The 12,224-nt window shown below is 38.6% G+C and carries 11 protein-coding genes; 4 read left to right on the top strand and 7 right to left on the bottom strand.

Going from position 1 to position 12,224, the window contains the following annotated elements:
- Positions 1-3: 3 nt before the first annotated feature.
- The 7 genes from H5186_RS22850 to H5186_RS08900 form a co-directional block, all read right to left on the bottom strand.
- Positions 4-474 carry an ATP-binding protein gene (locus tag H5186_RS22850; protein WP_220496384.1) on the bottom strand — a complete coding sequence of 157 codons (471 nt, stop codon included), beginning with the start codon at positions 472-474 and terminating at the stop codon, positions 4-6.
- Positions 465-1,391: a helix-turn-helix domain-containing protein gene (locus tag H5186_RS08925; protein WP_220496383.1), complete on the bottom strand. Its 927-nt coding sequence runs from the start codon at positions 1,389-1,391 to the stop codon at positions 465-467. Before H5186_RS08925 ends, H5186_RS22850 begins: the two co-directional genes overlap by 10 nt.
- Complete coding sequence (locus H5186_RS08920) at positions 1,391-2,701, bottom strand: restriction endonuclease subunit S (protein WP_182794364.1); 1,311 nt, start codon at positions 2,699-2,701, stop codon at positions 1,391-1,393. Before H5186_RS08920 ends, H5186_RS08925 begins: the two co-directional genes overlap by 1 nt.
- On the bottom strand, positions 2,698-5,178 hold the full coding sequence (locus H5186_RS08915) for an N-6 DNA methylase (protein ID WP_182794363.1): 2,481 nt from the start codon (positions 5,176-5,178) through the stop codon (positions 2,698-2,700). The genes H5186_RS08920 and H5186_RS08915 overlap by 4 nt, the downstream gene beginning before the upstream one ends.
- 32 nt (positions 5,179-5,210) lie before the next feature.
- Complete coding sequence (locus H5186_RS08910) at positions 5,211-5,450, bottom strand: transcription factor (RefSeq protein ID WP_182794362.1); 240 nt, start codon at positions 5,448-5,450, stop codon at positions 5,211-5,213.
- Between the two features lie 105 nt (positions 5,451-5,555).
- Positions 5,556-6,158: a hypothetical protein gene (locus H5186_RS08905; protein WP_145242093.1), complete on the bottom strand. Its 603-nt coding sequence runs from the start codon at positions 6,156-6,158 to the stop codon at positions 5,556-5,558.
- Positions 6,155-6,811, bottom strand: a complete 657-nt coding sequence (locus tag H5186_RS08900) for a hypothetical protein (RefSeq protein ID WP_182794361.1) — start codon at positions 6,809-6,811, stop codon at positions 6,155-6,157. Before H5186_RS08900 ends, H5186_RS08905 begins: the two co-directional genes overlap by 4 nt.
- Positions 6,812-7,061: 250 nt before the next feature.
- Here H5186_RS08900 and H5186_RS08895 point away from each other — a divergent pair, with 250 nt between their 5' ends.
- From H5186_RS08895 to H5186_RS08880, 4 genes are all read left to right on the top strand, one after another.
- Positions 7,062-9,080 carry an ATP-binding protein gene (locus H5186_RS08895; RefSeq protein ID WP_182794360.1) on the top strand — a complete coding sequence of 673 codons (2,019 nt, stop codon included), beginning with the start codon at positions 7,062-7,064 and terminating at the stop codon, positions 9,078-9,080.
- Positions 9,081-9,130: 50 nt separating this feature from the next.
- Positions 9,131-9,979, top strand: coding sequence for an HNH endonuclease (locus tag H5186_RS08890; protein ID WP_182794359.1), 849 nt, complete (start codon positions 9,131-9,133; stop codon positions 9,977-9,979).
- 133 nt (positions 9,980-10,112) lie between these two features.
- Positions 10,113-11,015: a YafY family protein gene (locus tag H5186_RS08885; RefSeq protein ID WP_259400301.1), complete on the top strand. Its 903-nt coding sequence runs from the start codon at positions 10,113-10,115 to the stop codon at positions 11,013-11,015.
- A 78-nt stretch (positions 11,016-11,093) separates the two neighbouring features.
- Entirely contained in the window at positions 11,094-12,191 is a 1,098-nt protein-coding gene (locus H5186_RS08880) for a cell division protein FtsZ (RefSeq protein WP_182719077.1), read from the top strand.
- The last annotated feature ends 33 nt before the right edge of the window (positions 12,192-12,224 follow it).

Raw genomic sequence — 12,224 nt, 5'->3', positions numbered from 1 at the left:
AAATTAATACCAGTGTGGTACGTAGCGCATTGCTTTGGTTCCTGCATCGGCATCATAAGGTTTAATTAAGCCCGCATGGACTGTATCCTTTATTATTCTGCTTACCATTGCGCTATTCTTTTCAGCAATAGCAAAGCGCTCGCGTAGCGACTTATTATTCATATGCTCTCTGTTTACATGCTTTAAACAACAATGCTGATAACAGGCACGAATACGATCTTCTTTGTCCATTTCAGCAAATTCCCTATGACCAAATAAAACAGAACGAGTATGGTGCTCTGTTACTTCAAATAAAGGGGCAGGTAATTGATATAACTCAGTTTGAAAAATAACTTTATCAATACCCGTACCGCGCTCTTCACAAATATTAATACGACGCATAAAAGAAGCTAGCGCTTCGTTACGGCTTCTAGGTGGGGAATCTAAAAATCGATCTGTATCGACTAGCGGAATACCAGGGTTGGTTATTTCCATGCGCGTATCGCTAGCTCTGGATACATAGGTACTTCTTTACGAAATGCTTTGCCAATTTCTTCATTAGAAGGCAGTAGGGTCTTTAAATAATCTATAAGTCCTTCGAAGCCAACGGCATAGCCTTTATTACCTTCGAGTTCTCGTACTGTTTCTACTCGGCTATTCCCTTTATACTGCACTAACCGCACGGCTTTACGAGCTAAATGCTGAAAATCTTGCAGCTTTTTAGCAAATAATATCGCCCCTAAATTGGTAATATGCCATTTACCCGCTTGCGTTGCACTAATGAGTTTATCAGCTTCAAGTGCGTTTAAAATCCCTTCGCGACCTTCAGGTAGAGGCAAATTAACTAAGTCAAAATAAGAGGGGTAGTCTATAAGCTTTAGCACTTCTTCAACATTGCAATTTTCTGCTGCTAATTGTTGCTCAAACGGGGTGTTATCAAATACGCGCCATAACGCACGTTCTTTTTCGGGGTATTCACGTAGCTTTTTTTTGTAAGAGCCAATACGAATAAACTCTGTACCATCAAATTGCACAGGTGTATGCGCTGCTGCCTGCACCTCCAAAATAACAACAGGTAAATCGTTAACATGGCTAAATTCGTAAAACTGAAAATGTATTTTGGGTGCGGTTTTTTGTAACAACCAGCTCTCTAGCTCTTGCCCTTTATGCTTTTGAGTTGAAGGTTTAAAGTTCGTACCAATTACATCATGGGTCTTATCATCTACACCATAAACTAAGTACGCAGTTTGCTTGCCAAGTAGCGCGGCTGAGTTTGCGAGTGCAGAGATATATTCGCCAATTTTAATCACATCAACATTATGCTTAAATTCCACCCATTCGGTTTCATCGGGTAAATGGCATAACTCTTTTAACAGAGCTCGCAGCTGGGCAAGGTTTTGTTCTGTCGGCATCAGCTACCTCCATCCTGTTTAGTCTCAAGTTTTTTAAATGGCAACCTTGTGCGGCCTGAGAGTAGCTGTTGCATCATACCTTGCTTGATTTGGCGCGTTTTCGTCAAGCGTTGTTCAAGGGTTTGGATTTCGTTATCCATATCCGAGAGGATAGTGGCGGTAGCGACTTGTTCTTCTTTTGGTGGGAGCGTAATAAGCATGTCAGCAATCATTTCTCTGCGAACAGAATCCACAGACGACTTTGCTGTCATAGACATGATCCTATCGTAGAAAAAATTGCTAAAGTAAATATAAAAGTAATAACCGTCAATTCGGTCACCAAAGTTATGCATCAAATAAACTCTTTGGTGATAATCAAATTTGCCATTGATGTAATGAAAAATTTTGCCTGTACCAACCCCGTCACCAGCAGTAAGTACAGCTTCTCCATCGAAAGAATAGGTATCAATACGCTCTATAGTTTGTGATCTAACAAAGAATGGGTATTTGCCGCTTGATAATTTATCTTGAGTGTTTCTACTACCTGTAGTTATTGATACAACTGAACCTATTTTTTCAACATCCCAATCCTCAGGGATTTTGCCTAGTTCGCTGGATTTTGTGCCTTTACGCTTACCTTCGTCAGCGCCTTCAGTGTATGTAGCAAACTGCGGTAAACGGGTTTTACCTGTGAGTAGTTGCTGCATGGTGGCGGTTTTAATCGCTTGCTTTTTAGTGATTAGGTTTTCTAATTCAGTTAATAGCGCATCAACATCGGATAAGGCATTGGCAATAGCGGTTTGTTCTTCCTTTGGTGGTATTGGTAAAACACACTTTTTTAGCTTTGTTGTGCTAATAAAGGGCTGATCAGTTCCAACAGCACTTTCTTCTACGAACAATTTTATAAATTTCGTTAGCAAAAAGAATGCGAAATTAAGATCTATATTTTTATCAGATGTTGAAATTTTACCAACGCGTTGATATAGGATACTAGGTAGATCGTGTGGGGCTAATTTAGCTAATTTTAGCTTTCCATTAGTGATTGGCCTATTTAACGCCAATAGTAGATCACCAGCTTGAAGAATTAAATGAGGGTACTTGTTTACATAATTCTCAGGTAAATAAGCTATAGAATCCCAAATAACCTTTCCATAAGAAACATTATCAATTCTTAACAAGTTTAAACCACTCTGCGTATATTCAGATTTACCAAACCCCAAGCCAGCGATGATGTTAAAGCACTCACCAAATGGTTTGATATCCCATGTTTTAGGGATTACTCCAACATCTGACTTTTTAAAACCATCAGGGACTAAATCTATAGTACTCATAGTGACCACTCCAAACCCATTGCTTTTAAGTGGTCTGTGACTTTATCGCTAAGGTCATCGACTGATTTTGTGAGTGTTGGCAGTGGCGTGCTATAACGTTCTTCCAGCTCTTTAACTCGGTTTGCCATTTGCTGAGTGACTCGTTCAATTTCTGCAACGATATTAGCTTGTAGAGTGGCAAGCCATTTGTCATCGACAATCAGGGTTTTGATTTCATCAATGGTTAGTTTTGGATATTGATTGAATACAGCTAAATCCAGAGCCTCTTGTGCTTCTTTTACTGCTTTTTTCGCAGTCGCTTCAGCGTTAAATAGCTTGGTTGCTTGTTTCAGCGCTTTCACTTCTTCAACATCAGTTGCTAGCTTAGCTCTTGCGGCAACACTGGCTTTGGTGATTTTGTCTTTATCGTTGAGAGCTTCAGTCAGTAAGCCATCTTCACCACCATTTTCCTCAAGGTAGCTTTCTAGCGATTGAGTGGCTGCGTCTTGTTTAGCTTGCAGAGCATCAATCTGAGCTTGAACACCTGCAAAGTAACGAGCAACTATTAAGCTTGGTGGAATAAGCTCGGCTTTGTACTTTGTTTTATTGATAATTAAATCAGGCGTTTCTTTAAGCTTTTCGCCTTTTTTAGCAATTAACTCCCGTAACGTATTACCTGCTTGCCAATCATCTTGTGCTATTACATACACATCGTCTTGTTGGGTATCGGCCCAGTAGTCCATCAGAATTTGGTAAATATCGTATTTACTGAGTAGCTCGCTATTGGCATAGCTGCTCAGTAAGTTTTCTGAAATATTAAAGATAAACTCTTTTGGATTATCACCGACTGTTATCTCTTTTAATTTAGCTTCAGGTATCCAGTTCTTAAATGGCAATAAGCTGCGGCTAGCAAAGTCTTTAAACTCTTGATGAGCAAGAATGCTGCTTTTAACTTGGCTGGCTTCAAGCATACAGAGGCTGTAACCGCTTCGTTTAGGGTCAGGCGCTGGCTTGAATAAAGTCGCCCTAATGCTTGGGAACACTTGCCAGTAATGCTGTAATACATCGATATCTCGGTTAGGAATACCGCCTTGCAGGTGAGCGCTTAAATCGTGTAAATCTTCTGGCTCAGATGAGTCAATATAACGAGGGATATTAAGGTTAAAATCATTCTTGGCGATTTCGTCAATCGGTACTAATCGGCTAAAGCGTTCAAGCTGTAAACCTTTGTTAAATACATCAACAATTTTATGAATGTCTTGGCTGCGCAGGCGGTTTTTGTTGCCATCTTTAATAAAGCCTTTACTGGCATCAATCATAAAAATAGAGCGACCTTCAATGGTCGGTAGATTTTCATCGTCTTCAGTAAAATTAGTAACCGCTTTTTGCGCGTGCTCTTTATCGATCACGATAATACAAGCGGGAATACCCGTACCGTAGAACAGGTTAGCAGGTAAGCCAATAATGCCTTTGATGTAACCTTGCTTAATTAGGTTTTCACGAATGGTGGCTTCGGCATTACCACGGAATAATACTCCGTGTGGTAATATTACTGCCCCCTTACCGGTACTTTTTAAGCTTTTAATAATGTGTAGTAAAAAGGTGTAGTCGCCGTTTTTTTCTGGTGGTATGCCCCACGTAAAACGGTTATATAAATCGTTTTCTGGGGTTAAGCCGCTAGTCCAGTTTTTGTTTGAAAAAGGCGGATTAGCAACTGCAAAATCAAATGTTTTAAGTTGGCCATCTGCGTCTTTCCAATGTGGTTCTGAAAGCGTATTACCCTTGAAAATTTTAGCCGTTGTATTGTTGTGCAATATCATGTTCATACGAGCGAGTGCGCTAGTCGCGTTATCCATTTCTTGCCCGTAAATAGACAGCCCTCGAGGGGCTTCGTCACTGGCTTTTAATAATAACGAACCTGAGCCCGATGTAGGATCGTACGCGGTAGCATCTTGCGGGGTATCTTTTGTTATTCCCACTACTTTGGCTAATATTTGAGAAACCTCAGATGGCGTATAAAACTGGCCTTTTGATTTACCCGATTCAGTCGCAAAGTGGCGCATTAAAAACTCATAAGCATCACCTAATAAGTCGTCGCCGCCAGCACGGTTGGTTGATAAGTCTAACCCCTGAAATATACCTACCAATTTGGTCAGGCGGTCAATCATATCTTTGCCTTTACCGAGCTTGTCTTCATCGTTAAAGTCGGCAACATCAATCACGCCCTTAAGGTCGTTTTCTTCAGCAAGGGCTGAAATGATTTTATTAATTTTATCGCCAATTTCTTTATCGCCTTTAGCGGCAATCATATCGTCGTAGCTTGCACCTTTTGGTACGACTATCATGGCGTAAGGGTCGCCTTTAAATTTGTCGCTTACGTACTTCATAAATAACATAGTCAGTACGTAGTCTTTATATTGGCTGGCATCCATACCACCACGTAGTTCGTCACAACTTGCCCAAAGAGATGAATAGAGTTCTGTTTTTTTAATAGCCATTGGAGTTTCGTTTAATCCTTGTGAAAGCGTTATTAGAGCAAGTCGGTGTTTAAGCCTGCGGCTTTGAGTCGTTGAGTGAGGTTGCGCATTTTTGAAAATTCAGTGCCAAAACTGTCTTTTAACCCTACGCCTTGGCAAAACTCTTTAGCGGTTATGCTTTTTAGATTATCAGCGTATTTAATCATTTGTAGGTGCATTTCGACAGTAAACTGATTGCGTGGCGCGTTGTTTAACGCTGTTTTGATATTATGGAATATCACTTGCTCGTTCATAAGAGTGTACTTTGAGAAGAGTATTTAGCTAATTTATATAAATTAGCTAAATAAGCAAGTAGAGATTGGGTTTATAGTCAGAAATGCTAACTCTATAAGTCGATATTAAGAAGTAATGTCTCTGAGTTTATCGAGTTCATCTACACGTAGGTTTAACGACATCACTAAATTTAAGATTAACTCTTCAGGAGTCAAACTTTCACGATTAAATGCGGAGTCTATTAATTGCTCCGTTATTGGGTGAAGAGTTAAATCTTTTGCTAAGCCATAAATTTCTTCAAGATCTAAATCATCGGCTTCGGGAGAGGTCACCTCTACGGGTATTTCTTTTTTAGCTTTTTGCTTAGCTAAAATCTTTTTAATTTTTTTCTGGTGTTTTAAAGATTCGTGCTCCAGCTCTTCTTTTAGCTCTTCCTTCAAGCGGTCCGTTTTATTTTTAACTGTGTTTTTCAGTATTTTTTTGGCTTGCTGTGCAGCATCATAGGAGTCATCAATAATCGTACTCATCCTAGTTTGTGGTGCATAAGTGTGCTGCAAACTAAACGAGACATCATAAACGTCATCACCTAAAACTCTATTAGTCCAACCTCTGAGTGTTTCATTTTCATCTATCGGGCCTGGTACATTAGTTCTAGAAATATTCCCTTCAAAGTCGACAATAACACCGTACACTTCCATAATTCTGCGGCAATAATTATGTTTATTCATTTTAATTCCTTATTTACAACCCAAATATTGGTGAGGTTTTTTGTATCCATCATTTCGTTAATTTCAATTAGCTTAAGATAAGCTTTACTCTTACTCGTTTTTTGTTCTGGTTTAGCAAGTTTTGAATTTGCCATTGTAACTGGGGTTACGTTTATATAGTGGAAGCTATCCAAACGGTTAAGTACTTTATTTAAAGCATCGGTAGAAATTGAAGTTTTAAATAACGCAGATAATTGGTCGGCAAGGGGGGTGGGGTCTATTTCTCTCTCAAATCCATCGCTAAAAACAATATCCTCCCCGAATTCACCATAGTTTTCGAGGTCTAACTCTTTTGAGGTACATAAGTAAACCATGCCTTCAGCTTTGTGACGCCATTCAAGTATTTCAAATAAGGCTAAGGCTATTTTAATATCAAGTGGCTGTAAATTAGGGTTGGAGATTACATTTAAAGCAAAATGTTCGTCTCCTTCTGGCGCCTTATCAAATGCAAATTCATCACCGTAGTTATGTTTTGTAGATTTTTGTAGAAAAGTGCGATGGATATATAACTCCCCACGGCGTGCATACTCTTTAGATAACTCTATGTTTTGATGTTTATTCTTTATGATAATAGGATTATCAAATGAACCTGGTTTTTTATTCAATATTTCCATATAAATCCTCACACGTGCCTTTTAGAGCTATTAGTTAATTTTACATCTTCAAATTAGACAATAAACATCATATATAACAAGTTGTTATAGAGCTTAAAGTCAAAAATCATTTAAAAAATTAAATTTCAGTCGTTTTTATGTTTTTAAGTGGTTGTTTTATATTGTAAATTTAGTTTTATTGTTACGTGCTCTCAAAATTTTTTGCCTTGCTACTATGTATCCATTGATTACAAACAACTAGGTACATAGCATGAACACAACCCCTCAATTAAAACGTATTGTGGCACACTTTACCACTGAATTATTAGAAGAGTTCGACACAGAAGAGCTTTGGCAAGATAAGCTATTTAAAAAGGCTTTATGTAGCATTTCTGGCTTTAGCTATACAAATTTACAGGGCTTAGATGTTGATGATTTGATCACGCGAATAGATCATTTAGCAATCAACACAATGTCAAAAACGATACAAAAAAATGTGTATATATTTTGTAAAGCGTTTTCACTGCCAAAAGTGGTTACTCCTTTAGTTATTTTTTCGTGCTGTATGACGCTCAGTAAACCATTGCGCGAACTTGTTGAATACTTACGTGACGATTACGCGAGCGTTATTTTAGAAAAAATAGCTTACGTGCTTAGTATTGATGAGGCACTGCTTAACAAGCAAATTGGGTTAATTATTGAATCTGGCATGTATTCAATGGATATGGAGATATTTGCTGGGGAAGATGAGTTTTTAATATTACCAAACGCAATTGCTAAAAGCCTGCTCGAGGGTAAGTTAAATAGTGAAAGTGATATTTTATCTAACTTGGTCACTGCCTGTGAAGCTTCTGAACTTAGCGCTGCTGATTTATCGCACTTAGATTTAAATACTTTACTAAAAGCTACACAAAATGCGACTAAGACCGGTGGGCAACCATTGAGTATTTTATTTTATGGTGTGCCAGGTTCGGGTAAAACTTCATTGGCGAAATATTTAGCGCAAGCGTGTGACTCGCAGTTGCTTAAGGTGCAAGCTAAAGGTAGCAACTTAATAAACCCAACTAACGAGCTCGATAGTCGAAGCGCAAGCTCTGAGCTGCGTTTAGAGCACTTTAATGTGGTGAGTAAGTTGGTAGGTAAGCGTAAAAAAACAATATTGTTATTGGATGAGTGTGAAAACATTTTTGAGCGTGATTTATTCTCTAAAAGCTTCTCAAAAGAGCTACTTCATACTTACATTGAAAATCATCCGGTAGTGAGTATTTGGATCACCAACCATTTAGAGGATTTACCACAGAGCGTTATTAGACGATTTAATATTGTTTACGAAATTCCTGATCTAAACAAAGCAACTAAAGAAAAAATGATCGGCAAATATGTTAAAGGCTTGAGTGTTGGTAACAGCTTTATAAGTCAGTTAGCTGCTCAAAAGAATTTGCTGCCAGCTCATATTGCTAAAGCAGTACATGTAGCGAGGTTATGTGGGTTTAAAGCTCAAGAAGCACGTGAATGTATTGAAGAGAATATTCAAGACACCTTAACTGCATGCGGCTTTTCAACATATGAATTAACTTATCAAGCAGCGCAAAAGTTTAATCCACAAATGGTAAACGTAGAGTCTGAGTATGCATCACTCGAACAGGTGGAAGAGGCTGTAATAGAGTATTCAAGTTCACGTACATTGCTAACTGGCCCGCCAGGCACAGGTAAAACAGCCTTTGTGAATTATTTATGCGAAAAAGCTGACTTTAAACTTATTTCGATCAAAGCATCTGACTTACTAAGCAAGTGGGTTGGCGAAAATGAGCAAAACATTGCTCAACTATTTAAACAAGCTACACAAGAAGGAAGTGCAATATTTATTGATGAAGCTGATAGCTTGTTGTGTAGCCGTGAACAAGCAACGGCAAATTGGGAGGTACAAACAGTTAATGAATTATTATGCCAGATGGAGCAATTTCAACTCCCACTTTTTGCTGCGACTAACTTTGCTAAAAACTTAGATAAAGCGGTAATGAGGCGATTTGATTTTAATTTAAATTTAACCTACTTAACTTCGGTTCAAGCTAAGCAATTATTTAAAGATACATTGGGCCAAGGGGTGTTAAAGAAGGACCTAATGCATAAGCTATTCAAACTGTCGAAGCTAACACCAGGTGACTTTGCGATTGTAAAAAGGCAAATGAAATTTTCAAAGAAACGAATGACTCAAGAGCGAATGTTATCGATATTACAAGAGCAAAACGATCTTAAAGAAGGCGGGAAGCAGAAGATTGGGTTTGTTTAATTGAAAATTAATGAAAAAGATATGTATAACAACTTTATTGGAGAATAACTATGATAGATATAAGCAAAGCAGCATTTGAGATACCAGAAAAAGCAAAAGAATGGTTTATGAATTTCCCAGAGGTATTTGATTTAGCAAATACTTTAACTTTAGTTGTTAAAAATAGCCTAATAACATCAGATTGCCGTTGGCACGATAATAAAGAAAGGCCTCGGTTTATGGTAGGCAGAGGACAAGCGTCAAGATTAAGGATATATTGCTCTGAAAATGGCGCTCTTGTAGTCGGAAAGCTTACACAAGAAGACTTTCATCGTGTTACAAATGCAATAATAGATAAATCGCAAATTAAAGCTGATGAAGATAAACACTTTGTTAATATCAAATTTTCTACAAAGGAAAGCAATACAGAGAAGTTTACACGTTTACGTGAAACTTTAGGTACAGGTGTTTTTAGTCAACTAAAAGATAGCTTTTACGAAACATTAATTGATTTGGATTGTTCTGTATCACTATCACCTACGGAACGTGAAAGCTTAATTCAATCACGTATAGGGCAGGGGAAATATCGAAAAAGTTTGATCTCGCTTTGGAAAGGCTGTGCAGTTACTGGAGTAAAGTTTGAGGCCGTTTTAAAAGCTTCCCATATTAGGCCTTGGAAAGATTCAGATAATCTTCAAAGGTTAGATAAGTATAATGGGTTGCTTTTATCTTCACTATACGATGATTTATTTGATAAAGGCTTCATTAGTTTTGAAGATGGCGGGGAAATTATATTTAGTAAAAAACTACCATTGAAGCTTATTGATGAATTACAGCTTGATAACTCAATAAAGATTAAAACACAAAGTGAACACCATAAATACTTGAAATACCATCGAGGTGTTATTTTAAAAGTCTAAGGTAGATAGAGTGTTAAGCTTAGTGATTTTTAACAAACTATTACTTAGGGTTTTATAAGCAATGCAGATACAGCGGTATAATTTACTTTTTGATTGTATACCAAAAGCCCCAAAACGTGTTTCAGTACCCGACTTGAAAGCTAAGCTTTTAAGTCGGGGCTTTGATATCTCAGTTCGCATGCTGCAGAGAGACCTGCAATCACTTTACGATCAGGGTTGTTTTGGGCTTGAAAAAGACACGCGGAGTAAACCGTATGGCTGGTCTATCAATGCGCAGTGGCGAGGTGGTAGCGCTAAAATAATGAGCAGTGAAGTCGCTGAACATTATTTGCTGCTAGAGCAGCTACTACCGCAATCTGTACCGAGCGATGTGAAACGCTCTGTGCATACTAAAGCAGAGCAGGCTCTTAAGCGTTTTAATGGCCATGTACCTGACTGGCTTGCAACCCTTCCAAAATCGTCGTTAAAGGTGAATATTGATACTCATTTAGTTGCGCAAATTGAGCATGCGATTGAGCATAAACGTGCAGTGAGTGCTGAGCTTTATAGAGTACTTTACAATGAGGCACATTGGCTTAAGTTTACTGAATTGAGTTTTTATAACTTAGTTGAGCAAGGCGGTGTTTTAATGGTGCAGTTTATGGTGGGGCAACTTCACGATAAATGCTACCAAATGCCGGTTTACCGTATTCGTAATGTACAGGTACTACAAAAAACACGACGTGGGCCAACTGCTGAGCAATTAAAATCGTTACGCAGTGCGATTAATAAAGGTATGAAGCAATCAGCTATTGAGTTAATTGTTAAAGTGCCCAGCCATTCGGCGGTTAATCAAGGTTTTATTGAACTTGGCGAGCTGATTGACAAGCAACAGATTGACGATAAAAACGTATTACTCACCTACCAAACCATTGATACAGAGCAGTTAACTGATGAGTTGCTTAAATGTGCTCATTGGCTTGAGGTTATTAAACCTGAAAAGCTGCGGCAAAGAATTATTTCTAAGCTTAAAGCTGCTACTACATACTACCTCTAATGACCTTAGCTAGTCTGGGTGCGTCAATTCTTGACGCACCTGTTTGCTATGCTTCTTTTAAAGATGAAAGGAGTGGTTATGTTTCAATTAATTGAGCAGCAAGATGGTTTATCTATTGGTGTATTTGGTATTGGTGGCTGCGGCTGTAATACGTTAAATAGTATTTATGAGCAGCGAGAGAGTAAGCAGGCTAAGTTATTTAGTGTTAATACCGATAAAGTGGTGCTCGAACATACACAAAGTGATGATGCCGTGCTTATCGGTGCTGAGTTAACTCATGGTTATGGCGCTGGGGCCGATCCTGAGGTTGGCCTACAGGCTGCTCAAGAGAGTAAAGAGCAACTGTTAGTATTAATAAATAGCTGCGATATTTTATTGTGTGCAACAGGGCTTGGTGGTGGCACCGGCACTGGCGCAAGCCCATTTATAGCGCAGCTTGCGCGTGAGCAAAATAAGCCAGTGATATTTGTAGCGACATTGCCTTTTAGCAGTGAAGGGCAGTTTAGAAGCAACATAGCGCAAGCAGGGCTGAATACCTTAAAAGAGTATGCTAATGCGGTGATCACGTTACCTAATGATCAACTTATTGAAGTGTTAGGTAATGATGTTGGCTTGTTTGATGCATTTAAGCACAGCAACCAAATATTGCATTCATTAATAAAATCGTTAATCGATATGCTGTGTTATCAAGGTTTGATTAACGTTGATTTAAACGACTTTGCTAAAATTATGGATTGCCAAGGCGATGCCGTATTAGGTGTAGGCAAGTGCGATCTTGAAGATGAACTTTCAAACGCGCTTGATGGGGCGCTTAATAATCCGCTGGTTAACCAAGTTGATATGTCATCAAGTACCGGCGTTATTGTGCAAGTAAACTGTAAAGATGAGATTTCACTGGGTAGTTATAATCTCATCACCGACACGGTTCGCCAGCAAGTTAGCCCTAATGCGTTAGTGATCTGTGGTGTGTCTAAAATTGAGAGCTTAGCAACTAATTACGAACTGTTGATCATAGCAACGGGCGCAAGCGCGAAGATGCTTGTTGAACCTAATGATAAAGCGCCTAATAGTGAACTAAAAAAGCCAGATGCTGTAATCTATAAACCTCAAGCTTCAGATATTTTTGATATACCCGCATTTATTCGTAATCAAGCCCCGCCGCCCTCCGGGAAATAACGGTTATTCACTATTTGTACTTAAAGGGTTGTT

It is taken from the genome of Pseudoalteromonas sp. SG41-2 (assembly GCF_014164535.1).
GTDB lineage: Bacteria > Pseudomonadota > Gammaproteobacteria > Enterobacterales > Alteromonadaceae > Pseudoalteromonas > Pseudoalteromonas rhizosphaerae.
The sequence above is the reverse complement of the archived record's forward strand: the minus strand, read 5'-3'. Positions and strand labels throughout refer to the sequence as shown.

Bases quoted from the DNA above. Each gene is read 5' to 3' on its own strand.
- H5186_RS22850 (WP_220496384.1), bottom strand. From the start codon at position 474: ATGGAAATAACCAACCCTGGTATTCCGCTAGTCGATACAGATCGATTT.
- H5186_RS08925 (WP_220496383.1), bottom strand. From the start codon at position 1,391: ATGCCGACAGAACAAAACCTTGCCCAGCTGCGAGCTCTGTTAAAAGAG.
- H5186_RS08920 (WP_182794364.1), bottom strand. From the start codon at position 2,701: ATGAGTACTATAGATTTAGTCCCTGATGGTTTTAAAAAGTCAGATGTT.
- H5186_RS08915 (WP_182794363.1), bottom strand. From the start codon at position 5,178: ATGGCTATTAAAAAAACAGAACTCTATTCATCTCTTTGGGCAAGTTGT.
- H5186_RS08910 (WP_182794362.1), bottom strand. From the start codon at position 5,450: ATGAACGAGCAAGTGATATTCCATAATATCAAAACAGCGTTAAACAAC.
- H5186_RS08905 (WP_145242093.1), bottom strand. From the start codon at position 6,158: ATGAATAAACATAATTATTGCCGCAGAATTATGGAAGTGTACGGTGTT.
- H5186_RS08900 (WP_182794361.1), bottom strand. From the start codon at position 6,811: ATGGAAATATTGAATAAAAAACCAGGTTCATTTGATAATCCTATTATC.
- H5186_RS08895 (WP_182794360.1), top strand. From the start codon at position 7,062: ATGAACACAACCCCTCAATTAAAACGTATTGTGGCACACTTTACCACT.
- H5186_RS08890 (WP_182794359.1), top strand. From the start codon at position 9,131: ATGATAGATATAAGCAAAGCAGCATTTGAGATACCAGAAAAAGCAAAA.
- H5186_RS08880 (WP_182719077.1), top strand. From the start codon at position 11,094: ATGTTTCAATTAATTGAGCAGCAAGATGGTTTATCTATTGGTGTATTT.